The 23,378-nt window shown below is 68.9% G+C and carries 22 protein-coding genes; 7 read left to right on the top strand and 15 right to left on the bottom strand.

The window, feature by feature from the left end; genetic code table 11:
• Positions 1-17: 17 nt before the first annotated feature.
• Positions 18-170 (bottom strand): hypothetical protein, encoded by a 153-nt coding sequence (locus tag PMI01_RS27080; protein ID WP_007668068.1) that lies wholly within the window; start codon positions 168-170, stop codon positions 18-20.
• Positions 171-336: 166 nt separating this feature from the next.
• Here PMI01_RS27080 and PMI01_RS11035 point away from each other — a divergent pair, with 166 nt between their 5' ends.
• Both PMI01_RS11035 and PMI01_RS11030 read left to right on the top strand, forming a co-directional pair.
• Complete coding sequence (locus PMI01_RS11035) at positions 337-966, top strand: TetR/AcrR family transcriptional regulator (protein WP_007668065.1); 630 nt, start codon at positions 337-339, stop codon at positions 964-966.
• A 390-nt stretch (positions 967-1,356) separates the two neighbouring features.
• A complete protein-coding gene (locus PMI01_RS11030; protein WP_007668062.1) occupies positions 1,357-1,584 on the top strand; it encodes a hypothetical protein in 228 nt (75 codons plus the stop codon).
• 81 nt (positions 1,585-1,665) lie between these two features.
• Here the strand turns inward: PMI01_RS11030 and PMI01_RS11025 are convergent, their stop codons facing one another.
• The 3 genes from PMI01_RS11025 to PMI01_RS11015 form a co-directional block, all read right to left on the bottom strand.
• Positions 1,666-2,331, bottom strand: a complete 666-nt coding sequence (locus PMI01_RS11025) for a hypothetical protein (protein ID WP_007668059.1) — start codon at positions 2,329-2,331, stop codon at positions 1,666-1,668.
• 152 nt (positions 2,332-2,483) lie between these two features.
• Entirely contained in the window at positions 2,484-3,452 is a 969-nt protein-coding gene (locus tag PMI01_RS11020) for a magnesium and cobalt transport protein CorA (RefSeq protein WP_007668057.1), read from the bottom strand.
• Positions 3,453-3,618: 166 nt separating this feature from the next.
• Positions 3,619-4,125: a hypothetical protein gene (locus PMI01_RS11015; RefSeq protein WP_007668054.1), complete on the bottom strand. Its 507-nt coding sequence runs from the start codon at positions 4,123-4,125 to the stop codon at positions 3,619-3,621.
• 312 nt (positions 4,126-4,437) lie between these two features.
• Between PMI01_RS11015 and PMI01_RS11010 the strand changes: the two genes are divergently transcribed.
• The 3 genes from PMI01_RS11010 (at position 4,438) to PMI01_RS27075 (ending at position 6,973) form a co-directional block, all read left to right on the top strand.
• Positions 4,438-5,580, top strand: coding sequence for a helix-turn-helix domain-containing protein (locus PMI01_RS11010; RefSeq protein ID WP_007668051.1), 1,143 nt, complete (start codon positions 4,438-4,440; stop codon positions 5,578-5,580).
• A gap of 131 nt (positions 5,581-5,711) precedes the next feature.
• Positions 5,712-6,806 (top strand): hypothetical protein, encoded by a 1,095-nt coding sequence (locus tag PMI01_RS11005; protein WP_007668048.1) that lies wholly within the window; start codon positions 5,712-5,714, stop codon positions 6,804-6,806.
• Positions 6,803-6,973: a hypothetical protein gene (locus tag PMI01_RS27075; protein WP_157223751.1), complete on the top strand. Its 171-nt coding sequence runs from the start codon at positions 6,803-6,805 to the stop codon at positions 6,971-6,973. Before PMI01_RS11005 ends, PMI01_RS27075 begins: the two co-directional genes overlap by 4 nt.
• 51 nt (positions 6,974-7,024) lie before the next feature.
• Here PMI01_RS27075 and plsY read toward each other — a convergent pair whose 3' ends face one another.
• The 8 genes from plsY to PMI01_RS10965 all read right to left on the bottom strand — a co-directional run bounded on the left by plsY (position 7,025) and on the right by PMI01_RS10965 (position 14,948).
• Entirely contained in the window at positions 7,025-7,663 is a 639-nt protein-coding gene (gene plsY, locus PMI01_RS11000; protein ID WP_007668046.1) for a glycerol-3-phosphate 1-O-acyltransferase PlsY, read from the bottom strand.
• A 125-nt stretch (positions 7,664-7,788) separates the two neighbouring features.
• Positions 7,789-9,177, bottom strand: coding sequence for a hypothetical protein (locus tag PMI01_RS10995; protein WP_007668042.1), 1,389 nt, complete (start codon positions 9,175-9,177; stop codon positions 7,789-7,791).
• Complete coding sequence (gene wecB / locus PMI01_RS10990; RefSeq protein ID WP_007668041.1) at positions 9,174-10,262, bottom strand: non-hydrolyzing UDP-N-acetylglucosamine 2-epimerase; 1,089 nt, start codon at positions 10,260-10,262, stop codon at positions 9,174-9,176. Before wecB ends, PMI01_RS10995 begins: the two co-directional genes overlap by 4 nt.
• Positions 10,259-11,206: an NAD-dependent epimerase/dehydratase family protein gene (locus PMI01_RS10985; protein ID WP_007668040.1), complete on the bottom strand. Its 948-nt coding sequence runs from the start codon at positions 11,204-11,206 to the stop codon at positions 10,259-10,261. Before PMI01_RS10985 ends, wecB begins: the two co-directional genes overlap by 4 nt.
• Complete coding sequence (locus PMI01_RS10980; RefSeq protein WP_007668039.1) at positions 11,203-11,850, bottom strand: acyltransferase; 648 nt, start codon at positions 11,848-11,850, stop codon at positions 11,203-11,205. Before PMI01_RS10980 ends, PMI01_RS10985 begins: the two co-directional genes overlap by 4 nt.
• 1 nt (position 11,851) lies before the next feature.
• Positions 11,852-13,144 (bottom strand): nucleotide sugar dehydrogenase, encoded by a 1,293-nt coding sequence (locus PMI01_RS10975; RefSeq protein WP_007668038.1) that lies wholly within the window; start codon positions 13,142-13,144, stop codon positions 11,852-11,854.
• Between the two features lie 323 nt (positions 13,145-13,467).
• Positions 13,468-14,421, bottom strand: coding sequence for a Gfo/Idh/MocA family protein (locus PMI01_RS10970; RefSeq protein ID WP_007668037.1), 954 nt, complete (start codon positions 14,419-14,421; stop codon positions 13,468-13,470).
• Positions 14,421-14,948 carry a GNAT family N-acetyltransferase gene (locus PMI01_RS10965; protein ID WP_007668036.1) on the bottom strand — a complete coding sequence of 176 codons (528 nt, stop codon included), beginning with the start codon at positions 14,946-14,948 and terminating at the stop codon, positions 14,421-14,423. The genes PMI01_RS10970 and PMI01_RS10965 overlap by 1 nt, the downstream gene beginning before the upstream one ends.
• Positions 14,949-15,060: 112 nt before the next feature.
• Between PMI01_RS10965 and PMI01_RS10960 the strand changes: the two genes are divergently transcribed.
• The gene (locus PMI01_RS10960; RefSeq protein WP_007668034.1) at positions 15,061-15,360 is read left to right on the top strand and encodes a DUF6916 family protein; all 300 of its coding nucleotides are present in this window, start codon (positions 15,061-15,063) and stop codon (positions 15,358-15,360) included.
• Positions 15,361-15,412: 52 nt separating this feature from the next.
• Here PMI01_RS10960 and PMI01_RS10955 read toward each other — a convergent pair whose 3' ends face one another.
• From PMI01_RS10955 to PMI01_RS10945, 3 genes are all read right to left on the bottom strand, one after another.
• Positions 15,413-15,958: a phage tail protein gene (locus tag PMI01_RS10955; RefSeq protein ID WP_007668033.1), complete on the bottom strand. Its 546-nt coding sequence runs from the start codon at positions 15,956-15,958 to the stop codon at positions 15,413-15,415.
• A gap of 69 nt (positions 15,959-16,027) precedes the next feature.
• Complete coding sequence (locus PMI01_RS10950; RefSeq protein WP_007668026.1) at positions 16,028-16,585, bottom strand: phage tail protein; 558 nt, start codon at positions 16,583-16,585, stop codon at positions 16,028-16,030.
• Between the two features lie 53 nt (positions 16,586-16,638).
• On the bottom strand, positions 16,639-17,175 hold the full coding sequence (locus tag PMI01_RS10945; RefSeq protein ID WP_007668024.1) for a phage tail protein: 537 nt from the start codon (positions 17,173-17,175) through the stop codon (positions 16,639-16,641).
• Positions 17,176-17,605: 430 nt separating this feature from the next.
• On the opposite strand from PMI01_RS10945, the gene PMI01_RS10940 reads away from it, so the two are divergent.
• Positions 17,606-23,378: beta strand repeat-containing protein (locus tag PMI01_RS10940; protein ID WP_007668022.1), on the top strand; the 5,773-nt coding region annotated here is incomplete at its 3' end.

The raw sequence follows: 23,378 nt of genomic DNA, 5'->3' as shown, positions 1-23,378 counted from the left end.
CAGGGACGGTCAGAAGGTCACTCGAGGACGGGGCGCTTCATCGCGCGGGCCGGACGGCGACGACGGGGTTCGGCGGCCTGGTCGATCCAGGCTTTCGCGGTGGCCAGCCACTCCACCTTGACGGCGCGGGCTGCGGGACGGGCGGGGTCTTGGCTCGCGCTCGGGGGCATGGCTCGCGCTCCGTTCTGGGTTAAGGATGAAATGTCGCAGTGGCTGTTGCTTGACGTGGCGTCCATCTGTGACGATGTAGACGGATGAGACGATACCGTTCGGTATCATCCACGCGGTGAGAGATACTGACCGGTAACTCTCACGTCAAGGTGAGGCGCTGTGAAAATGGCTGAGAGAAATTCTGGCGGGGGCAAGATGGACGAAATGGAGGCGCCCGTTTGCGCCCCGTTGTCCAAACGTCCGGCCCGTGACCGGATCTTCGAAACGGCCCGCGAGCTGTTCTATCAGCACGGCATCCGCGCGGTGGGCGTGGAGGCGATCGCCCACGAGGCCGACGCCACCAAGATGACCCTCTATCGCAACTTCCCGTCGAAGGACGAACTGGTGGCCGAGGTGCTGCGCGAGCAGGAACGCGACTACTGGATCTGGTGGGACGAGGTCACCGGCTGCACCTGCGGCGACCCGCGGGCCCAGCTGGAGGCGATCTTCGACGCCTTCGAGACCAAGGCCTGCGACGCCGACGTCCACGGCTGTCCGCTGTCCAACGCCGCGATCGAGCTGCACGAGGTGGACCACCCGGCCCAGAAGGTGTCGGTGGCCTACAAGCAGCAGCTCCACGCGCGGCTGGTCGATCTGTGCAAGCGGGCCGGCGCGACGGACGACGACCTGGCCGACGGCCTGATGCTGCTGATGGAAGGCTCCTACACGGCCCGGGTCACCCTGGGGCCGCTGGGACCGGTGCGCGCCGTGGCCCGGGCCGGGCGGGCGCTGATCAAGGCGCATCTGGGCGGGTAGACGCGCCGCGCGGATCATCCATCCCCCGATGGATCCGCACGGCGCGCGCCGGCGGCGCTAAAGGGGAGGGAAAGCGCCGCCTTTCAAAACCTATCAAACTAATAGGAATTAAGTCGAGGCAGTTTTTCTGGCCTCGCCGCCAGATCATCCAACGTCCCGAGAAACTGAAAACGGCTTGAGGAGTTCTGGCTCGCACCAGTTGCGTTCGAGTCATACGGATGTCGTCAAGTTGTGAAAATGCGAGCCTATAAGATGTGTCGATGCTGCCGCCTCGTAGGGCGAATGCCGGCCTGACCTCGATCTCGGGGCCCGGTCCAGCCGCCCGAAAACCCGCTCGTTCACGCCCCCGGATGAGGGGCGCCCCAAGTCGTCTTGCGTAAGGAGCTTTCCATGGCTCTGCTGATTTCCGTCGCCCCCGCCGAGCAAGGCTGGTCGGTGCGTTCCGAGGCCCTGGAGGCCGACCTCACCTTCGAACGCGGCGGCCGCGCCGAAGCCGCCGCCCGCGATCTCGCCAGCCGCCTGGCCGCCTCGGGGCGCAGCGCCGAGGTGCGGGTCTTCCTGCGCGACGGCGCCGAGGCCGGACGCTTCCTGCATCCGGCGCGGGCCTGGGCGAGCTGAAGGCTGGGCAAGCTGAAGATTGGGCGAGCTGAAGGCCAAGGCCGTCAAAGCCGACGGCCTCGCACCTTTTGGCTGAGCTGGTTACGAAAAGCTGGCCTCGACCCTGGCGTAGTAGAGGTGGATGCCCGCGATGCCGCCTTGGATCAGGCCGCTTTCGACCAAGCGGTACTGGGCCAGGCCATCCACCGTTCCGGAACCGTCCGAGGGCAGCAGCGCGACCGCCGCGGAGAAGGCCGCCTCAAAGGATTTCCCGTATCCGGTCTTCACGAGCGAGGTTTCCAGGGCGTCGGACAGAAAGGTCTGCGCGCCCTTGGCGGGGATCTCCTCGATCTTGACCGCGTGGTGGCCGTCCGCGTCGTGGATCACGACCACGGGAGGGCCTGACGGAAAGCCGAAGACTTCGGAGAACTTGAAGGGGGTGATGACCGGCAGGCTGGTCTGCGGCGTGTAGACGAGGAAGTCGAATTGCGGCGGATAGATCTTGAGAGGGCTCTGCCGAATGTCCGCGATCTGGTTCAAGTTCGGCAGCGTGCCCTCGGCCTGGATAACCAGGAGGGCCCCGAACCTGAAGGCCAGGTAGGTGGCCCTGCCGTAGCTCTCCGTGTAGCCGGGCGGCGGCGACCCGTGAGAGGCGCCGTGGCGTGGGGCGCTTGGCGACGGAATGGGCCAGATGCCGGGAGCGCCGAACGCGGACGAGCCGCCGTCGGCTTGGGGGTGGGGGGCTTCGAGGGTTCGTTGATGGGTCATGGTCATATCGAGCGCTGAATGGAGGGGTCGTCAGACGCCAAGCAACTCGCACTGCATTCAGTTAACCATGAATTGTATTCAATTTCAAACTCGCGGAAAGGTTTTCTGGCAGCCATGCAAGCGCCGACCGGTTCGTGGCGCGCCGCGCAGTCCTACAGCCACCCGTTCTTCTTGAACCGCACGTACAGATACCCGCAGACCGCCGTGATCGTCACGAGCACCGCGGGATAGCCCAGCGTCCACCGCAGCTCCGGCATGTGCTCGAAGTTCATGCCGTAGATGCCGGCGATCGCCGTCGGCACCGCCAGGATGGCGGCCCAGGCGGCCAGCTTGCGGGTGATCGCGCTCTGGCGCTGCTGTTCGAGCAGGGAGGCGGCTTCGAACACCGAGGTGATGACCTCGCGAAGGGCCCCGACCATGGCCTCGATGCGCTGCACATGGTCGAGCACGTCGCGGAAATAGGGGCGCACGTCGTTGTCCAGGCAGGGCGCCTCCAGATGCTCCAGCCGCCCGCAGACCTCGGCCATCGGCGAAAGCACCCGCTTGAAGCGGATCAGGTCGCGGCGCAGGTGGAACAGTCGCTTGACCTCGCCGTGGCTGAGGAAGGTGTTGAGCGTGCGGTGCTCGATGTCGAGCACCTCGTCCTCCAGCGCCCGGATGATCGGCAGGTAGCCGTCGACCACGAAGTCGAGCACGGCGTGCAGCACGTAGTCCGAGCCCTTGGCCAGCAGGGCGGGCGAGGACTCCAGCTGCTGGCGAAGTTCGGTATGGGCCCGGGCCGAGCCGTGGCGGACGGTGATCACGTGGCCAGCCCCGACGAAGATCGCCGTCTCGCCATAGGCGATCTGCTCGTCGACCAGCTGGGCGGTGCGGGCGACCACGAACAGCTCCTGGCCATAGACCTCGACCTTGGGGATCTGGTGCGCGTTCAGCGCGTCCTCGACCGCCAGGGGGTGCAGCTTGAAGCGGATCCGAAGCTGGTCCATCTCGGCGGCGGTGGGTTCGAACAGGCCGATCCACACGAACTCGCCGGGCTCGGTGACCAGGGCGTCGGGGTCGTCCAGCGTCACCTCGCGGGCCCGGACGCCGTCTCGATAGATATAGGCCGCGACGACGCTCATGCGCAGATGCTGTCCCTGGGGCGCCGATGCGCGGCGCCGGAAGCTTCTTAAACGCCAAGGCCTCGGCTTCTGTCGAGTTCGGATATCGCCCCGGCCGTCGCGGCGCGCCGCAACCGCCGAGCGGCGCGACGCGGGAGTGGTGCGCCCTTCGGGGTGAGGCCGGCGCCTAGGTCCCGCTCAGCAGCCCGTCGATGTGCGCGTCCTGGGTCGTTTCGCGGCGAGCGTCGAGATAGGCCGTCACCCGGTCCAGCATCTGCTCGGCCTGGCTGAGGCCGCTCAGGGCCCAGTCGATCTCGCTGACCGTGCGGTGGTCGCCGTGCAGGCGTTCGCGGGACGAGGTCAGGGCCTTGGCGGCGACCGCGTGCAGGGCGGTCATGTCGCGGCAGGCCTCGGCGGCCATCCAGCCGACCGCGGCCATCCGCCGGGCCCGGCGCAGCGCCGCCTCGGCGTCGCGCTGGCGATCCTCGGCCTCGCGCAGCACGGCCTGGGCGCGGGTCAGCTGCCGCGCGCCGCTCTCGGCGATCTGCCGCCGCTGGCGCCGTTCTCCGTCACGGGCCGCCTTCATGTCGCGCAAGGCCTGGGCCCATTGGTCCTCCGCCTGCGGGGTGCGCGCCGCCCCCAGCAGATCCCGCTTTCCGAAGACCGCCAGTCCTTTCCAGTTTCGTCGAACCATAGAGTCCTCCATGACCCCAATCCGGCATTATCCTTTCTTGAAAGTCCGCCTCGGCGCTATGCGGCAAGTGCCAGATTGAGTATATTGGCAAAGTCTTTTGTGTATTTATGGATAACACGGCATTAACTATATCAAATTTTGGCCACATTAAGCTTGGCTGTAGCTAGCTTTAAAGATTTTTATCAATTGATGCTTTATTCCGACTTCACCTTACTTACTTTCGAAGGTGGATATGGCATCTTTTGAGAGCGAATCGGACGCGACAATGGGTGCGATGTCAGTAGGAGACTCGGCCAACCGGCCGGCGATGAGATGGTCTTTCGCGAGAAGAGTCCCATAGGCGCCGCGAGCCTGACGGGCGTCGAGCTGCGGTCGCGGCGTGGGGGCGACTGGGAAAAGCCGCCTGCCGACGTCGAAGCCCCGTCGATCCGCTCTATGTTCGACGCCCTGGATGAGGCGCGCGCGTTCGACGCGCCGGCCCCATCGGTCGCGCGGGGCCAGATGATCCTGCGCGAGACCCAGGGGCCGCACGAGGCCTGGGCCCATGCTTCTGGGCGCGATCTGGCCATCACCCAGCTTTCCCCCGGGGCCTGCCCGGGTCATCTGCTGCGGGTCAACCTGGGTGACATGGGTTTCGACGCCGGCGGTTTCGACGGCGATCTGCGGGTGCGTGGGAGCCTGTCGGGCAAGGCGTTCAGCATCGTCTCGGTCCTGGAGCGGGACGGCGCGCTCAACCAGTGGGGCCACAAGGTCGACGCGGGCGATATCCTGATCATTCCGCCGGGCGGCGAGCTGGACGGCCGCTTCCAGGGGCGGACCGCCTATGCCGTCGTCACCGCGCCGTGGGGGCTGGTCATGCAGCGGGCCGAGGCGTTCGGGTGGCTGGCCGATCCGCGCTTCCGGACCGAGACCGCCGTCTATTCGCCGCCGCCGCAGGCCCGCGCCGCCTGCCGGCGCGTGCTGCGGGACTGCGCGACCCTCATGCGGACCATGGGCGACGGCGTGCCGGCCAGCGCCATCGACATTCTGCGCCAGGATCTTCTGGACGGCGTGCTGAGCGCCGTGGCCGAGGCCAGGGAACCCGCCGCGCGTCGGCAGGGCGTGCTCAACGCCGCCCGCATCGTCCGCGGCGCCGAGGATTTCGTCGAGGGCGGCGGGGCGCGCCAGGCGGTCCAGATCGAGGACGTCTGCCGGGCCTTGAACATCTCGCGCCGCACGCTCTACCGCGCCTTCCACGACCTGCTCGACGTCAGCCCCAAGGCCTATCTGCGGCTGAAGAACCTGTCGGCGGCCCGGGCCCGGCTGCTGGACGCGTCCCACCGCCCGACCACCGTGACCCAGGTGGCCCTGGACCACGGCTTCTGGGAGCTGGGCCGTTTCGCCGGCGCCTATCGGACGATGTTCGGCGAGTCGCCGTCGGAGACCCTGCGCGCCCACGGCGGCCTTAGACGTTGACAGCGACAGCCGACGCCGTCGAGTCTGGCGGCAGCGCGCGGGGGCGCTCCGAAACGAGGTTGCGTCCATGGGGTCACGGTTCGCGCGCGCCGACGGCGTGACCCGGCTGGACGGCGACTAGGCCGCCGGACATGCGCAACCGACCCACAGCCCTGGTTCTGTACAATTGGCGCGGCCAATGGCCGATGCGGCGCTGGGAGCGCCAGCGGATCTTCGCCTGGAAGGCGCATTTTCCCGGCCGAATCGTATTCTTCAACGTCGGCTTTCCCTTCGATCCGGCCTGGATCACGGCCCTGGATCCCGACCTGGTGCTGATCGACGCCACCGCCCTGGCGGCCCGCTACGCGGCCAGGGGCTCGAACGCGCTGGAGCGGGCGGTGGCCGCCGCGCCCGCCCGGGCCCGCCGGATCGCCGCGCCGCTGGACGAGTTCCTCAGCCTGCGGCGCCTGCGCGAGTTCCTGGTCGAGGCCCGTATCGACCTGCTGCTGACCGCGCTCGATCCGGCGCTGTGGGACAGCTTCTACCCGGTCGCGGACCGGCCCTACGCCATCCGCCGCATGCTGACGGCCTATATCGACGAACCGCTGATCCGCGTGGCGCGCCGCGCCTCGCCCGATCTGGCGCGGCGGCCGATCGCCGTCAGCTATCGGGCCTGGGAAACACCGGCCTGGCTGGGCGAGATGGGGGTGCTGAAGCGCGAGGTGGGCCTGCGGGCGGCGGCCTGGGCGCGGGCCGGCGGCCACCGCGCCGACGTCGCGATGGACGGCGAGGGACGGCTGGCGGGCGACGCCTGGATCCGCCTGCTGGGCGCCAGCCGCGCGGTCGTCGGGGTCGAGGGCGGCTCGTCGTTGATCGATCCGGCCGGCGACCTGGCCTTGGCCGAGGCCGCGCCCTTGAGCGGCGCGGGCTGGACGCCGCCGCCTTCGGTGATCGTCGCGACGGGATCGGCCGAGGTGCGCGCCCTGTCGCCACGCCACCTGGAGGCGGCCGTGACGCGAACCTTCCAGGTGCTGGTCGAGGGCGACTATAGCGGCGTGCTCGAGGCGGGGACGCACTACCAGCCGGTCGGCCGCGACCTGTCGGACATCGAGGCGGCGCTGGATCGCAGCCGCGACCTGGCCTACGCCCAGGCCATGGTCGACCGCAGCTATCAGGAGATCGTCGCGTCCGGCCGCTACAGCTGGCGAACCGCGGTGCGCGAGATCACCGCCCAGGTGCTGGCGTGAGCGGCCCGCCACGGCGCCTGCTGCTGGCCCTGCGCCTTCGCGAATGGGCCGGCTGGGCGGCGATCGTCGTCGAGGCCCATTGGCGCGCGACGCCGCCACCGGTGCGGGCCGTCCTGCGTAGCGCGGCGCGGCTGGGGCCGATCCGGCGGTGGATTCGGATCGACTAGATGCGGATGCGGCTGAGGCCGTGGCGTGAGAGCATGTCCCCGGCTGTTCCGCTAGCGGCTGAGGCTTTGCCCAATGCGTGGCTCTGTACCCGCCAGTAGCCGCATAATGTTGGCGCGGTGGCGACCGACGATGTAGAGGCCGCCAGCGATGACTAGAAGTCGATAGGGTGTTGGCTCGCTCAAGACACTGATGAGAATGATCGCCGTCAACGCCGCCAGGACCGAACCCAGGGATACGATCCGAAAGACGGCCACCGCGACGGCGAAAACCGCCAAGGCGCCCAGGGCGATCGGCCAGGACAACGCCAGCACCACGCCTAGGCCCGTCGCCACGGACTTGCCACCTGAAAACCTTAGCCAGATCGACCGGCTATGGCCCAACAACGCGGCAAGTCCAGCCAGGCTGATAGCCCAGGCGGCCCATGACTGCTGATCGAGCGTAAAGAACCGAGAACAGATCCATCGCGCCAAGACGATCGCCGCCACGCCCTTGAGGATATCGATCAGGAGCACGGCCAGCGCCGGCCACTTGCCTAGTACGCGCAGCGCGTTCGTGGCCCCGACGGACTTGGAGCCAAGCTCTCGGATGTCGAGGCCATGGAGCAACTTTCCCGTCAGATAGGCGGTGGGAATGGAGCCAAGGAGATAGGCGACCGCCAATCCGGCCAGGTTCGCGATCCAGAAGACCATGGAGTGTCACCTTACAAGGCCAAGCTACCACTTCGGGTCTTGCCCACAAGCGGGCGCCCCCAAAGTCCTACCAGGGGCGGAGACGGCGGGGCGGAGGTGAAGGACAACCCATTGAGAGCACGCGTCTAGCGAACGAGGCGGCGCACCAGGCCGTGCAGCCTCAGCCGCCGCAGCAGTTTGCTTGCCAACCGCCGCGGGCGGCTGGGCCGCGGCAGGGCGTGGGGGTTGTCGATCAGCAGCAGCGGGAAGGCCTCGCGGAAGTCGTCGCCGACGCAGTCGTCCAGGGCGGCCGGCGGTCGCTCCGCCGCCAGGTCCGTGACCAGGCCGTCGAAGCGGTCGATCATCGTCGCATAGCTGTAGGCGGGGTTGAGGGCGACCTCGGCATAGGCGTTGGCGATGATCTCGGCGACACGGTCGACGTCGCGCAGGGCGTCCACCACCTGCGCCATGTTGCCGTGGTCCTTGTCGAGCGGGATGTAGTGCCGCCAGGGTTGGATGACGTCCGAATAGCGACCGGGATAGGCGACCACCAGGGTGCGCAGGGCGATGGCCTCGAACACCCGGGGCGAAATCTGGGCGATGTCGATCTCGTCCTCGCGCCCGGCGAAGAACCGGTCGCGCAAGGTCTCGTAGGACGCCTTGCGGGACAGGCCGGGGATCGGGTGGGGACGCTCGACCAGGGCGGCGAAGCTCTCGCTGCGGGCGGCGACCGCGCCGTCGAAGTCGAAGACGCTGGCCCCGCTCTCGACGGCCAGCACCGCCCGGCAGCGGCGGATGAAGTTCAGCCAGTCGGCGCCGTACAGTCGACTGCTTTCCGACCAGGCGATGTCGGTGGAGAGGCCGAAGCGCTTGGCGTCGCGCTTGAACAGCTTGCCGATGCGGATCTTCTCGCGCCCCTGTTCGCCGTGCCAGGCCGGATAGGTTCGTCCGCGGTAGCCGACCATGATGGGCCGGGCCGCCAGCGGACCCGGCGGGTAGTCCAGCAACCCGTGGGGCACGTAGCCGGTCAGCACCTGCTGCGTTCGAAGCTGGCCGCCGCGCACCCGTCCATAGACCCGGGCCGCCTCGGCCGGGCCCAGGCAGGTGAAGACCAGGTCCACGCCACAGGCCTCCAGGGCCTCCAGCGTGGCGTTCACGAAGCGGTATTCGTCCTGGATGAACACCGCCTTGGCGCCCTTGAAGTCGGCCAGCGCGCGGCGCGAGCGCGGACCGACGTAGGATTCCAGGGCCAGGGCCAGGGAATAGTGGATGACCACGGCGTCGAAATTGGCCAGGTCCAGGTCGGCGAAGATCTCGCCGACCTTGGACAGCACGTGGACGTCGTGCCGGGAGTAGCGCGCGAAGGCGTTGATGTGGTCGCAGACGGTGGCGGCGTTGGCCGGGTCGTAGTTGCAGGCCAGCAGGATCCGCAACGGCCGGTTCTTCCGGTGAGGGGCCTTGGCGCGACGCCGGCCGGGCTTGGCCGCGTCATGGGACGGGAGCGGCGGCGGTCGCGTCTCGTGGGTGTCCTTCATGCGTTCGCTCCGGTCGCGGCGCGCGGCGTGACGAGGTCGGCGGCCAGGAACCGGGCGATCGCCTGGACGATCCGCTCGGCCGCGTTACCGGTTCCGTAGTCGTCGATCTCACGCCGCGGGCGATAGTCGGCCACGGTCCAGAGACGGTTCCACCCCGTGTCCACCGTCTCGCTCCATTCGGTGTCGTCGCGCAGTGTCACACAGGGCTTGCGATGAAAATAGGCCTCCTTCTGCAGGCCGCCGGAGTCGGTGAACACCGCCGCGCAGTCGGCCAGCAGGCGCTGCATGTCGAGCGGTCCGAGCGGCTCGATCACCGTCAGCCCGGCCAAGTCGACGCCGAAGCGGGCGGCCGCGTCGCGGGTGCGCGGATGCAGGGGCAGGACGATCGGCGTCTGGTCGAGGCGGGCCCGCAGGTAGCCGACGGCCGCCGCCAGGCTGGCCGGGCTTTGCGTCGTGGCCGCCCGGTGCAGGGTGGCCACGGCATAGGCGCCCGGCGTCAGGCCCAGGCGGCGCAGCACGCTCTCGCCCGTGACGGGCATGGCGGCCATGGCCAGCACCGCGTCCTGCATCACGTCGCCGACATGCGAGACGCCCTCGATCAGTCCCTCGCGCGCCAGGTTGGCGACGGCGGCCCTGGTCGGCGCGAACAGCAGCCGGCTGAGGTGGTCGACGACCACGCGGTTGGTCTCTTCGGGCATGGTGCGATCGAACACCCGCAGCCCCGCCTCGATATGGGCCACCGGCACGCCGGCCTTGGCGGCGGCCAGGGCCCCGGCAAGGGTGGAATTGGTGTCGCCGTAGACGATCACCAGGTCGGGCCGGACCCGGCCGATCACCCCGTCGAGGGCGGCCAGCATGCGGCCGGTCATCTCGCCGTGCGAGCCGCCGTGGATTCCCAGGTTCTCGGCCGGCTCCGGCAGGCCCAGGGCCTGGAAGAAATCCCCCGACATCGCCGCGTCGTGGTGCTGGCCGGTATGGACCATCACCTCGACCAGGCCAGGGGCGCGGGCGATGGCGCGGCTGACCGGCATGGCCTTGACGAACTGCGGCCGGGCGCCGACCACGGTCAGCAGGCGGGCTGTCACGCCGGCGTCCCCAACTCGGTCTGGCCCAACTCGGTCTGGGCCTGGACCTGGGCCAGCCGGGCCCGCACCCGGGCGACGACGCGGTCCAGGCCTTCGTCCAGCGACACTCGGGGCGTGACGCCCAGCAGGTCGCGCATGCGGTCCAGGCTGGGCTGCTTGGCGGCCGTCATCCGGGCCGGCAGGTCGCGCACGGTGATCAGGGCGGGCGCGGCGTTCAATCGGGCCCGCAGTCCTTCGGCGAGATGCTCGATCGGGGTGACGTCGGGATGGCCGATATTGATCACCGCATGGTCCGGGGCTCCGGCGGCGGCCTCGATGGCCCGCACGGCGTCGGAGATGTGCAGCCAGCCGCGGGCGCTTCCGCGATGCACCTCGATCGGCCGGCCGCGCGCCAGGTCGTGGGCGAAGCGGATCATCGCCGAGCGGTGGTCGCCGAAGTCCTCGTTCTCGTCATAGATCATGAACGGCCGCAGGGTGACGGCGCGCAGGCCGTGCTGGGCGACCTCGTAGTCGACCAGCTGCTCGCCCAGCAGCTTGGTCAGGCCGTAGCGGTTGTTGGGTCTCGGGACGGTCGCCGCCTCGTCCATCGGCCCGTCGGTGGGGCCGTAGACCTCGGAGGTCGAGAAATAGACCAGCTTGGCGTCGGCGGCCTGGGCCAGCAGCACCACGTTGTTCAACCCGCCCAGATTGGTGGCGACCGCCAGGCTGGAGGCCTGCTCGCAGGTCACCCGGCTGACCACGGCGGCCAGGGCGAAGATCACGTCGGGCTTCCAGCGCAGGGTCGGCATCAGGTCGGCCGGCTGGTTGATGTCGACCTGCAGGTAGTCCTTGCGCCAGCCGGGCTTGATGTCGGCGCACAGCACCTCCCAGCCGCCGGCCCGCAGATGGGCCGCCAGGGGCTTGCCGATATTGCCTTCCGATCCGATGACCAGGGCCCGTTTCATCCTACGCTCACTGACTGTTCTTCATGGGAGGGCTCGTCGTCGCCGAAGCCCGAAAGGTTGATCACCCGTCGCAGCCCCTCGGGCCGCTCGGCGTAGCGGTCGCCGGTGCGCGGGCAGACCAGGTCCTCGCCCAGCACTTCGCCGGCATGGCTGGCCCAGCCGATCCGGCGGGCCGGAACGCCGGCCATCAGCGCCAGGGCGGGGACGTCATGGGTGACCACGGCCCCGGCCGCGACCAGGCACCAGGCGCCCAGAGTGTGGCCGCAGACGATGGTGGCGTTGGCCCCGATGGTCGCCCCGCGCCGCACGCGGGTGAGCTTGAACTCGGCCTTGCGGTCGATCTCGGCGCGCGGCGTGGTGACATTGGTGAACACGCAACTGGGGCCGCAGAACACCCCGTCCTCCAGCACCACCCCGGCATAGAGGCTGACATTGTTCTGGACCTTGCAGCGGTCGCCGATCACCACGCCGGGACCGACGGCGACGTTCTGGCCGATCACGCAGTCGGCGCCGATCCTCGCTCCCGCCGCCACATGGCTGAAGCGCCAGACGCGCGTGCCCGCGCCGAGCACGGCGCCGGGCTCGACCTCGGCCGAGGGGTGGGCCCAGGCCGGTTGCGGGTTCGAGGGGGGCGGGGCGCTCATCTCAGGCCTTGACGATCTTGTCGCTCAGCGTCGGGTCGACCCCGGCGGTGGCGTTGCGGGTGTCGATCACCAGCGGCGTCTCGCGCGCCAGGCGCTCGTAGTCGAGGTGGTCGTGGTCGGTGACGATGATGGCGCAATCGAAGGCGGTCAGGGCGTCGCCCGTGATGTCGATCGAGGTCATCAGGGTGTCGCCGACCGTCAGTTCGGGAGCCAGCGAGTCGTGGTAGCTGACCCGGGCGCCGTGGCTGCGCAGGATCTCGATGATGTCGCGGGCCGGGGTCTCGCGGGTGTCGTCGATGTTGCGCTTGTAGGCGACCCCGACCACCAGGATGTGCGCGCCGACCGGCGAGCGACCGCGTTCGGCCAGGGCTTGCAGGGTCTTGTCGATCACCCGCCTGGGCATGGCCTGGGAGATCTCGCCGGCCAGTTCGACCATCCGCAGGCAAGCGCCCTCGGCCTTGGCGCGCCAGGCCAGATAGAAGGGGTCCACCGGGATGCAATGGCCGCCGACCCCGGGGCCGGGGAAGAACGGCATGTAGCCGAACGGTTTGGTCTGGGCCGCCTGGATCACTTCCCAGACGTCGATCCCCAGCGCGTCGAAGGTGACCTTCAGCTCGTTGACCAGGGCGATGTTGACGAACCGGAAGACGTTCTCGGTCAGCTTGACGGCCTCGGCGGTGCGGGTGTCGCCGACCGGAACGGTGGTGGTGATGGCGTCGTAGAGGGCGCAGGTGACGCGGCGCTCGGCCTCGCTGTCGGCCCCGACGATCTTGGGGATCGAGGCGGTGGTGAAGGCGCGGTTGCCGGGGTCTTCGCGTTCCGGCGAATAGGCCAGGGCGAAGTCGTGGCCGGCGCGCAGGCCGCTGCGCTCCAGGATCGGCTTGAGCACCTCGGCGGTGGCGCCGGGAAAGGTGGTCGATTCCAGCACCACCAGCTGGCCGGGGCGCAGCACGCGGGCCAGGGTCTCGGCGGCCTCGACCACGTGGCCGAGGTCGGGCGCGCGATGCGAGGTGATCGGGGTCGGCACGCAGATCAGGATGGCGTCGGCGCGCGACAGGACGTCCGGATTGGCGGTGACCGTGAAGCCCCGGCCTCGCATCGCGGCCACGCGCGCGTCGGAGACGTGGGCCAGGTAGGACACGCCCTCGCTCAGGGCCGCCAGCCGGTCGGCGTCGAGATCGAAGCCCATCACCGGGAACCCGGCCGAGGCGAAGGCTTCCGACAGCGGCAGCCCGACATAGCCCATGCCGATGACGCCGATCACGGCGTCGCGCTGTTGGATTTTGCGCGTCAACGCATGAAAGCTCGATGACGCCGAAGTGTCGCCGCTCAGTGGAAATGTTGAAAGATGAATGTTCACCGACCGAGCCGCCCCCGTGTGATGTTAGCGGTTGACCCGCCAATCGCTTCGGCGCGAGCCTACGCTGAACCATGACTTAGGAAAAGCTGATTTGGCGGGGGTATATTTGATCATCCAGGCAAAACATCTTGTGAATGAAGGGCTATGTTTCCGACTGTATTTTATGATCACCAGTGCATCGTTAATGTTAAAACAATGTTACGCGAGATGAGCCAAGGCTAGCGGGCCGTTTTTGCCGTTTTCGAAGGGTTGACGGGCTAGGTGGCCAGTAGAGACCGGACGCGTTCCAGCACGCGTTGCACGCGAAGAGCTTCGTCGATACCCGTCAGGGCGGCGTTCCGGGTGCGGCAACATTCGAGGAAGTGGCGGATTTCTCTGGTCAATGGCGTCTCCGCGGTCAGTTCAAGGAACCGCGGATCGCCGCCGACGGCGACGGGGCCGGCCGGCGTCATCGCCGCGGCCTGGTCGCGCCGCCACAGCTTCTCGGGCCAGGGACGGACGTCGTCGAACACCAGGGCGCCGGTCTCGCCCACCACCACCAGCTTCTGCTCCTTGTACGGACTGAGCCAGCTGGCGGCGATGTGGGCGTGGACGCCGGATGGGAACCAGAGGTCGGCGTGCGCCTCGTCGACCACCCCCGGGGTGACGAAGGCCCGGCCCGCCGCCACCACCCGGTCGGGCGCCTCGTCCGTCACCGCCAGGATCATCGAGACGTCGTGGGGCGACAGGCTGAGGAAGGCGTCCTCGTGGACGCGGATCCGCCCCAGGTTCAGCCGCGAGGCGGTGACATAGCGCACCGCGCCGATGTCGCCGCGCCGGACGTGGGCCAGCAGGGCCTCGAACGCCGGGTGGTAGCGCAGCAGGTGGCCGATCATGAACACCCGGTCCGAGCGGCGCACATGGTCGGCCAAGGCCTCGGCCTCGGCGAGGTCGAAGGCCAGGGGTTTTTCGACGAAGACGTCCTTGCCGTGGTCCAGGGCCCGGCGACAGATTTCGGCGTGGGTCGGGGCCGGGGTGGCGACGATCACGGCGCCCAGGCCGGTGTCCTCCAGCGCCTGGGTCAGGGACAGGGCGGGAACGCCCCAGGCCGCGGCCTGGCGTCCGGCGGCGGCCGCGTCGGCGTCGACCACGGCGCTCAGCACCCCAAGTTCGGCGCAGGTCCGGGCCAGGTTGACGCCCCAGGCTCCGCAGCCGACGACGGCGACGCGCATCAGGCCGGCTTCACCGAGGCCGGGAGCCAGCGCATCGACAGGTGGGTTTCGTCTTCGGTGATCGCCTCGAAGCCCAGGCGCAGATAGAGCCGATGGGCCGCGAGGTTGTCGCGGGCCACGTGCAGGGTCATGGGCAGGGCGGCCTCGGCGGCCTCGGCCATCAGTTGCCGCAGGATGGTGGTTCCCAGGCCCTGGCCGCGCCGGTCCGGGGTCACGGCGATGTCGACCAGATGGACCGCGCCCCGGCCGCGGTCGACCGCCAGCCGTCCGGCCGGCGTGTCGTCGACGGTGATGATCTCCAGGCGGGCGTCGGGATAGTCGGCCCGATAGCCCAGCGTCTGGGCCCGGAACTGCTGGGTCATGATCATCGCCAGCATGTCGGGCGGCAGGGCGACCTGGTCCCAGCCCGGCCCGCGCGAGGCGCGGAACAGGGCGAAGCGGAAGGCCTCGTCGGTGGGAACCTCGGGGCGCAGCGCGATGACGCCGAGCGGCGAGGCGAGGACGGCGGTGTCGGCGTTCGAACTCATCGGCGAAAACTCATCGGGGCGTTTGGTCCGAGGGGCGAAGCGGGGCGGTCTTCCCGTTCCGGTCGTGAAGCCGCCATACTGACGTACCCGTGATTCGCCAGCGACGGAATCCATGACCCTCGAACTCACCGCCGACCTCTTCGACGGCCATGTCGGCCAGACCTTCCGTGTCGGAGGCGTCGATCTGGCGCTGGTGCTGACCGCGGTGGACCGCCGCGCGATGCAGGCCTGGGAGGCCGAGATCGCGCCCCGGACGCCGTTCACCCTGGTGTTTCGCGGTCCGCCGGACGCCATCCTGCCGGAGGGCCTGCGGACGCTCGAGGCGGAAGGCGGACCGGCCTACGACCTCTACATCATCCCGACCCACACGCCGTCGACCGCGCACCAGAACTACCAGGCCGTCTTCAACTGACGACGGGCGATGATCGTTTCCGAGTGAAGCGATCATCGCCAGAGGGTCTGGTCTAGTTGCGCGACGGGTAGGCGCCCGACAGGGCGATGCAGATCTCCAGCACCAGGAACGGCTGGCGGTTCTCGTGCGGCTGGCTGCCGCCGGTGTTGCTGACCGAGGCCGGGTGCAGCGTCGTCGCGTTGGTCGGGGCCGTGGCGTACATGTTGTAGGCGAACGCCGCCCCGGACGCCGGCGCACCCGTCGTCTGGCCGAAGCTCATGTTGGCGACCGGCGTGCCGACGTTGCTGGCGGCGGCCGTCGTGCCGTCGCCGCGCATCACGTGGAAGTGGGTCGGCATCTCGCTCTGGATCAGGGTGTGGCTGGCTTGACCGCTGGCCTGGCCCAGGACGAAGCCATCGCCCATGTGCAACGGAATGCGACCCCGCAGGTCGGGCAGGGCGAAGGTCGTCTGCCCGTTGCCGCCGTAGGTGGTGCCCAGCAGAGAGAAGAGGGCCTGGTTCTGGTTGATCGGCAGGAACTGGCCGTTGCACAGCGCCCAGCCTTGTGGCGCGAAATTGAAGGACATGATCCTCAACTCGCCCATGAACGGCGTACCCATGGTTCGACTCCTTTTATCGGTGGCGCGCGCTATCGAGCGCGGCGGCTTGGGTTTGCGCGATGCTGGCGGCTAGTTGCGCGCCGGGAAAACGCCCTGCAGCGCGATGCAGTAGTTCACGACCAACGTCGGCATGCAGTTGTTGTGCGGCAGGTTGCCGCCCACCGCGCCCGAGGCCTGCAGGGCCATCTCGCCGGTCGGCGCGGCGCTGCTGAAGAACTTGCCCTGGGTCTCGCCCGTGACGATGTTGCCCTTGGCGCTCTTGGCCAGTTGGTTGGCGGGGCCGGCGTCGGGCACGGTGCCCGCGGTGTTGGACACCATCGGCGTGTGACCGTGCGACGGCATTTCCGATTGCAGCAGGGTGACGCTCGTCTCGCCGCCGACCTGGCCCAGGTCATAGACCGACAGGCCCGGGCCGGGCTGGTTGCGGCCGATGTGCAGCGGAACCGACCCCTGCAGGTTGGGCAGGGCGAAGGTCGACGTTCCGTTGCCGCCATAGGTGGTGCCGAGCAGCGAGAACAGGGCGGTGTTCTGCGAGATCGGCAGGAGCTGGCCGTCGCAGAAAGCCCAGCCCCTGGGCGGGAAGTTGAAGCCGAACATGCGGATTTCGGCGACGAATGGTGAGGACATATTCCGGTCTCCGGGTCGTCAGGAGGGGGCGAGCGCGATCGCGCGTCGCGCCGTCACTGATGGGGAAAGATGCCATACAGCGAGATGATGAAGTTCAGCCCCAGGTACGGCTGCATGTTGTCGTGCGGCTGGCTGCCGCCGGCCGGCATGAAGGTCGCCGGGTTGAGCGCCACCTGGGTGGTCCCGGTGTACGGTATGTAGCCGTACACCTGGGTCGTGCCCGCGGGGCCCTCGCTGGACAGGTAGCTGCCGACGGGGGTGGCGGTGGCGCCGGCCGCGCCGCTGACCAGCAGGGGGTGGGTATGTTGCGGTATCAGGTTGGTGGTCAGGGTGACGGTCTCGACGCCGCTCCTGTCGCCCTCGATGTAGGTGACCCCGTCGGGGCCCGTGCCCATGTGCATCGGCACGCGGCCGCGCAGGTCAGGTGCGGCGAAGGTCTCCTGACCGTCGCCGCCATAGGTGGTGCCGATCAGCTGGAACAACACTTCGTTCTCGGAGATGGACATGAGCTGGCCATCGCAGAACGCCCATCCGGCGGGAGCGAAGTTGCCCCCGAATATCCGGATTTCACCGACATAAGGCTGACTCATCTTGCGGCTCCCGCTCCCGTGTAATGGCCATGCAATCTAGGGGCATCGCTCCGACCCGGTAAACCCTGGGTCGTGCGTTCACTTCTTAACGTTGTTCAAGAGTTACCGCCCCCAGCCCGCGATTGAGTCTTCGTAGCCGACTATCCTGGGACGCACAACAGAAACGCGAACGTGGTTCGCCGAGCGCCGATGTCTCTACTTGTGCGGGTCCGGTCTCGTCGTTAAGGTTGCGTTCGCGATATCGCTAGAGCCAGGGGGGAGTCCGATGCGCAAAATATGCGCTTACACGCACGATTCTTCCTCATGGCTCGGGGCGCCGGCCGACGCCGGTCGCCTGGCGCTTCCTCCACATCACGCCTGGGGCACGCCGCGCGGCGTCGCCGGCGTTCGTCGGTCGGGGTTCGTCCCTGCCGGGGCAAAGGACTGACCCATGTCGATCGTGCTCACCAACAACGACAATGAAACCGATGGCGGCGCGTTCGAACTGGACGGGGCGTCGGCCGTCACCTCGGCCGAGGTGGGAGGAACCACCTACGTCTTCGTCGCGGGCGGGGTGGACAACGGGATCAGCGTCTTCAGCCTGGCCCTCAACGGCGCCCTGACCAACGTCGCCAACTTCACCGACTCCGGGTCCCTGAACCTGGTGGGCGTCAGCGGCCTGACCACGGTGGTCGCCAACGGCAACACCTACCTGGTCGCGGCCGGGGCCGGCGACAACGGCCTCAGCGTGTTCCGGGTCGGAACCAACGGCGGCCTGACCAACGTCGACAACGTCGCCGACGATGCATCGACCACCCTGAACGGCGTGTCGCGGGTGGCTTCGGTCGTGGTGGGCGGCAACGCCTACGTGTTCGCGGCTGGAACCGGCGAGGACGGCATCAGCGTGTTCCGCATGGCGGGCAGCGGCGACCTGACCTGGCAGAGCAACGTCACCGACAACGGCACGGTCGAGCTGGACGGCGTCACGGGCCTGACCACCGCCGTGATCGGCGGCAACACCTACCTGTTCGCGGCCGGCGGCGTCGATGACGGCGTCAGCGTCTTCTCGGTCTCCGCCGCGGGCGTCCTGACCCACACCAGCTCGGTCACCGACGGCGGCTCCCTCGAACTCGACGGCGCCAGCGACGTGGCCACCGCCTCGGTGGGCGGCTTCACCTACCTGTTCGTCGGCGGCGCGGCCGATAACGGCGTCAGCGTCTTCTCGGTCAGCAGCAGCGGCATCCTGACCAACGTCGACAATGTCGATGACGCCTCCGCCTCCCTGCGGCTGACCGGGGCCCAGGGCCTGTCCGTCTCGGTGCTGGGCGCGACCACCTATCTGACGGTCGGCGGGACCGAGAGCGGCGTCAGCATCTTCAAGGTCGAGACCGACGGAAGCCTGACCTTCGTTGACAACAAGGACGACGCCGGTTCCCTGGAACTTTCCGGCGCGACCACCACCACCACCGCCACGGTGGGCGGGACGACCTACACGGTCGCGGCCGGCGCCGCGGACGACGGCGTCAGCGTCCTGGGCACGCAGCCGACCGGCCAGGTCTGGTACCTGACCCAGGGCGGCGCGACCGACGCGCGCCTGGTCTATGTCAACAGCGACGGCCTGAACCACACCACGGTGTTCGACAACAACCCGAGCGTGGACCTGGGCACCGGCTTCCCCGAAGACGTGGTGCTCGACACCGCCGCGGGCCTTTTCTACGTGCTGGCGGGCGGCGGCGACGGGTCCAACAGCCGCATCCTGATGGGGCACATCGGCAGCGCCACGCCGCCGACGGCCGTCGAGACCTTCAACGCGACCGACGATCTCGTCTACGCGATGCACATCGATAACATCAACGAGAAGCTGTACGTCAGCTATATCGACGTGGGCGCGGGCTTCGGCAACGGCACCCAGGGCATCAAGGTCTACGACTACAACGCGACGACCGGCGCGCTCAGCAACGAGCAGTTCCTGGTCACCCAGACGACGGCGGGGATCACGAACAGTGGCACCGGCACGGGGATCTTTATCCCGCGCGACTTCGACATCGATACCCAGCGGGGCTTCCTCTACTTCACCAACGTCTCGCTGGGGGTCAACGTCGAGACCAACATGGTCTGGCGGCTCGACCTCAACAACATCAACGCCGCGGCGGTGAAGCTGGCGCCGCAGGCCCAGTTCCCGCTCGATGGCGACGGCACCGACTTCACCACGCTGAACGGCATCATCACCGACGTCGAGATCGACGTCAGTTCCAACCGCGCCTACTTCATCACCCACGCCGAGGACACCTTCGACCCGGCCGCCGAGAACGCCATCTGGATGGTGGCCAACGCCTCGACGACCACCGGCGCGTCCAACGCCGTCAAGGTGACCGTGGTGGGCGTCACCGCCGCCGACTTCTATCCGGGCGACATGACGCTCGATGAGGTCAACAACATCCTCTACATCGAGACCGAGAACGTCACCGACGGCAACGCCTCCGGCGACGACGACGTCATCTGGGTGTTCCAGCTCGACGCCGCCGGCACCACCGCGACCCTGATCAACACCATCAACCCCGGCTTCGGCGCGACCGCCAATATCGGCGGCATGCAGTTCAACGTGCTGCCGACCCTGAGCGGCCTGAGCGGCACCGCCACCCAGGTGGTCGAACAGGCGGCCGTCGGCTCCGCCCCGGCGCTGCTGACCGGCGCCCCGACCATCACCGACGTCGAGAGCGACCACCTGGCCGGCGCCACGGTGCAGATCACCGGCGGCAAGTTCTCGTCGAACGAATCCAGCACCGCCGACGACCACCTGGGCTATGGCGTTGGGGGGGCGATCTCCGGCGGGATCGGCGGCACCAACATCACGCTCAGCTGGAACGCCGCGACCGAGACCCTGACCCTGACGGGCTACGACACCATCGCCAACTACCAGGCGGCGCTGGCGCAGATCCGCTACTGGACCACCGGCGACAACCCGACCAACTACGGACTCAACACCACCCGCACCATCACCTGGACGGTCAGCGACGGCACGCCCGACGTGCCCGGCGGCGCCCAGAACAGCGGCACGACGACGGTCACCCTGTCGGCCGTCAACGACGCGCCGGTCAACGGCACGGTCAGCAGCGCCACGGGTAACGAAGACACCAACATCGCCGTCACCGGCCTGCAGATCGGCGACGTCGACGCCAATCCGGGCATCACCGACGTCACCGTCACCCTGTCGGTGACCAAGGGCGTGCTGACCCTGTTGACCAACGTCGCCGGCGGCCTGACCGGCGCCGACGTGGTCGGCAACGGCACGGCGTCCGTGACCCTGACCGCCACGCTGAACGAGATCAACGCCACCCTGGCGGCGACCAACGGCCTGCTGTTCACCGGCACGACCAATGTCAACGGCACGGCCACCCTGACGGTGGTCACCAACGACGGCGGCAATACCGGCACGGGCGGCGCCCTGTCGGACACCGACAACTACACCGTCACCATCACCGCGGTGAACGATGCGCCGGTCGTCGCCGGCGACGGCACGGAGACCCTGTCTCCGGCGTCCACCGAGGACACGGCCAACGCCGGCCTCACCAACACGGTCTCGGCGCTGTTCAGCGGCCAGTACGACGACAGCGCCGACCAGGTGTCGGGCGGTTCGTCGGCCAACGCCTTTGCCGGGATCGCGGTGACCGCCAACGGCTCATCGGCCGGAACCGGCCAGTGGCAGTATTATAACGGCTCGAGCTGGGTGAACATCGGCGCGGCCTCGACCGCGGCGGCGGTGACCCTCGCCGCCACCGCCCCGCTGCGTTTCCTGGCGGCCACCGACTTCAACGGCCCGGCCCCGACCCTGACGGTCAAGCTGATCGACGCCTCCGGCGGCGCCCTGACCAACGGCGCGGTGGTCAACGTCACCACCAGCGGCGGCTCGACGCGCTATTCGGTCGGCACGGTGGTGCTCGACCACGCGGTGACGGCGGTCAACGACGCCCCGGTCACCACCGGCGGCGCGGCCGTCACCTTGACTACCATCGCCGAGGATTCCGCGCCCGGCGCCGGCCAGACGGTCTCGGCGCTGTTCACCAGCCACTTCTCCGACACCAAGGACCAGGTCTCGGGCGGCAGCACCGCCGACGCCCTGACCGGCGTGGCGGTGACGGCCAACACCGCGACCGCCGCCCAAGGCGTGTACCAATATTTCGACGGCGTTGCGTGGCAGGACCTGCCCGCCGTCTCGACCACCACCGCCTTCGTCCTCGACGCCAGCACCCTGGTGCGGTTCGTGCCGGCCGCCGACTATTCCGGCACGCCGCCCGCCCTGACCGTTCACATGATCGAGGACTCGGCGGGCGCGGTGACCACCGGCGCGATCGCCGACCTGACCACCACCGGCGGCTCGACCCAGTACGGCACGGCCATGACGCTGGGCGTCACGGTCACCCCGAGCAACGACGCCCCGGTCGCCTCCGGCTCGGCCACCCTGACGGCCGTCAACGAAGACACCGCCGCCCCGGGCGGCCAAACCGTCTCGGCCCTGTTCGGCTCGCACTTCAGCGACGTCGACGTCGGCGACACCCTGGCCGGCGTGGCCATCACCGGCAACGCGGCGTCCAGCGAAGGCGTCTGGCAGTACTTCAACGGCGCCTGGGTCACGATCGGCTCGCCGAGCGAGTCCACGGCCCTGGTGCTGGCGGCCGGCACGCTGGTCCGCTTCCTGCCGGCGGCCAACTTCAACGGCGCCGTGCCGGCCTTGACCGCCTACCTGATCGACAATTCGGGCGGCGCGGTGACCACCGGCGGGCTCCTGGACGTCAGCGTCAACGGCGGCCAGACCCGGTTCAGCGACGCCAGCATCGACCTGACCACCAGCATCACCGCGGTCAACGACACCCCGACCTTCGGGGGAACCACCCCGGCCGTACCCGCCACCGAACAGACGGCGGCGACCCTGCTGGGCTCGCTGACGGTGTCCGACGTCGACCTCGGCGCCCTGAACGGCGGCGCGGGCGACTTCGACGGCGCGGTCTTCACGGTCCAGCGCGGCGCGGCCAACGCCCAGGACCTGTTCTCGATCATCAACGGGGCGGGCTTCACCGTCAGCGGCGGCAACCTGCAGGTCGGCGGCCTGACCTTCGCCACCTTCACCAGCGTCGCCGGCGTGCTGACTATCACCTTCGACAGCTCCGCGATGACGGCGACCACGGCCCTGGTCAACGACGTCGTCCACTCGATCCAGTACACCAACAGCAGCAACGCACCGCCTGCCAGCGTTTCGCTGAACTACAGCCTGAACGACGGGGCGCCCGCCTCGGGCCAAGGCGCGGGCGGCGCCGCCTCGGCCGGCGGTTCGGTGGTGGTCAACATCACCGCCGTCAACGACGCCCACACCGGTGGCGCCAGCATCACCGGCACGGCGGCCGAGGACCAGGTCCTGACCGCCGTCTCGACCCTGGCCGACCCCGACGGCATCGGCACGCTGCACTATCAGTGGCAGCACGACGTCGGGGGCGGCTACGTCAATGTCGGCGCCGACCAGTCGACCTACACCCTGGGCGACGGCGACATCGGCGGCGTGGTCCGCGTGGTGATCTACTACACCGACGCCGGCGGCACGGTGGAATCGGGGACCAGCCTGGCGACCGCGGCGATCACCGCCACCAACGACGCCCCGACCGGCGGGGTGTCGCTCACCGGCACGGCGACCGAGAACCAGGTCCTGACCGCCGACACCTCGACCCTGGCCGACTCCGACGGCCTGGGCACGCTGCATTATGACTGGCAGCGCGACGTGGGCTCGGGCTTTGTCAGCACCGGCGCGGCCGACCAGGCGACCTACACCCTGGGCGACGCCGACGTCGGCGGCGTGGTCCGGGTGGTGGTCAGCTATACCGATGGCCAGAACTTTGCCAACTCGGTGACGAGCAGCGCCTCCGCCGCCATCGCCGGGGTCAACGACCCGCACACCGGCGGGGTGTCGATCACCGGCACGGCGACCGAGGACCAGGTGCTGACCGCGGTCTCGACCCTGGCCGACATCGATGGCCTGGGCACGCTGCACTACCAGTGGCAGCACGACGTCGGGGGAGGCTACGTCAACATCGTCGGGGCCGCCGATCAGGCGACCTACACCCTGGACGACGGCGACGTCGGCGGCCTGGTGCGGGTGGTGGTCAGCTACACCGATGGCCAGGGCTTCTCCGAGAGCGCGACCAGCCCCGGCTCTGCCGCGATCGCCGGCGTCAACG

The sequence above is a fragment of the Caulobacter sp. AP07 genome, from assembly GCF_000281955.1.
Lineage (GTDB): Bacteria > Pseudomonadota > Alphaproteobacteria > Caulobacterales > Caulobacteraceae > Caulobacter.
Note: the sequence above shows the minus strand (reverse complement) of the source record. Positions and strands in the feature narration are given on the sequence as shown.

Bases quoted from the DNA above. Each gene is read 5' to 3' on its own strand.
- PMI01_RS10960 (WP_007668034.1), top strand. From the start codon at position 15,061: ATGACCCTCGAACTCACCGCCGACCTCTTCGACGGCCATGTCGGCCAG.
- PMI01_RS10945 (WP_007668024.1), bottom strand. From the start codon at position 17,175: ATGAGTCAGCCTTATGTCGGTGAAATCCGGATATTCGGGGGCAACTTC.
- PMI01_RS11020 (WP_007668057.1), bottom strand. From the start codon at position 3,452: ATGAGCGTCGTCGCGGCCTATATCTATCGAGACGGCGTCCGGGCCCGC.
- PMI01_RS10995 (WP_007668042.1), bottom strand. From the start codon at position 9,177: ATGAAGGACACCCACGAGACGCGACCGCCGCCGCTCCCGTCCCATGAC.
- PMI01_RS10985 (WP_007668040.1), bottom strand. From the start codon at position 11,206: ATGAAACGGGCCCTGGTCATCGGATCGGAAGGCAATATCGGCAAGCCC.
- PMI01_RS11025 (WP_007668059.1), bottom strand. From the start codon at position 2,331: ATGACCCATCAACGAACCCTCGAAGCCCCCCACCCCCAAGCCGACGGC.
- PMI01_RS11015 (WP_007668054.1), bottom strand. From the start codon at position 4,125: ATGGTTCGACGAAACTGGAAAGGACTGGCGGTCTTCGGAAAGCGGGAT.
- PMI01_RS27080 (WP_007668068.1), bottom strand. From the start codon at position 170: ATGCCCCCGAGCGCGAGCCAAGACCCCGCCCGTCCCGCAGCCCGCGCC.
- plsY (WP_007668046.1), bottom strand. From the start codon at position 7,663: ATGGTCTTCTGGATCGCGAACCTGGCCGGATTGGCGGTCGCCTATCTC.
- PMI01_RS10980 (WP_007668039.1), bottom strand. From the start codon at position 11,850: ATGAGCGCCCCGCCCCCCTCGAACCCGCAACCGGCCTGGGCCCACCCC.
- PMI01_RS11005 (WP_007668048.1), top strand. From the start codon at position 5,712: ATGCGCAACCGACCCACAGCCCTGGTTCTGTACAATTGGCGCGGCCAA.
- PMI01_RS11035 (WP_007668065.1), top strand. From the start codon at position 337: ATGGCTGAGAGAAATTCTGGCGGGGGCAAGATGGACGAAATGGAGGCG.
- PMI01_RS11010 (WP_007668051.1), top strand. From the start codon at position 4,438: ATGGTCTTTCGCGAGAAGAGTCCCATAGGCGCCGCGAGCCTGACGGGC.
- PMI01_RS10955 (WP_007668033.1), bottom strand. From the start codon at position 15,958: ATGGGTACGCCGTTCATGGGCGAGTTGAGGATCATGTCCTTCAATTTC.
- PMI01_RS11030 (WP_007668062.1), top strand. From the start codon at position 1,357: ATGGCTCTGCTGATTTCCGTCGCCCCCGCCGAGCAAGGCTGGTCGGTG.
- PMI01_RS10965 (WP_007668036.1), bottom strand. From the start codon at position 14,948: ATGAGTTCGAACGCCGACACCGCCGTCCTCGCCTCGCCGCTCGGCGTC.
- PMI01_RS10970 (WP_007668037.1), bottom strand. From the start codon at position 14,421: ATGCGCGTCGCCGTCGTCGGCTGCGGAGCCTGGGGCGTCAACCTGGCC.
- PMI01_RS10950 (WP_007668026.1), bottom strand. From the start codon at position 16,585: ATGTCCTCACCATTCGTCGCCGAAATCCGCATGTTCGGCTTCAACTTC.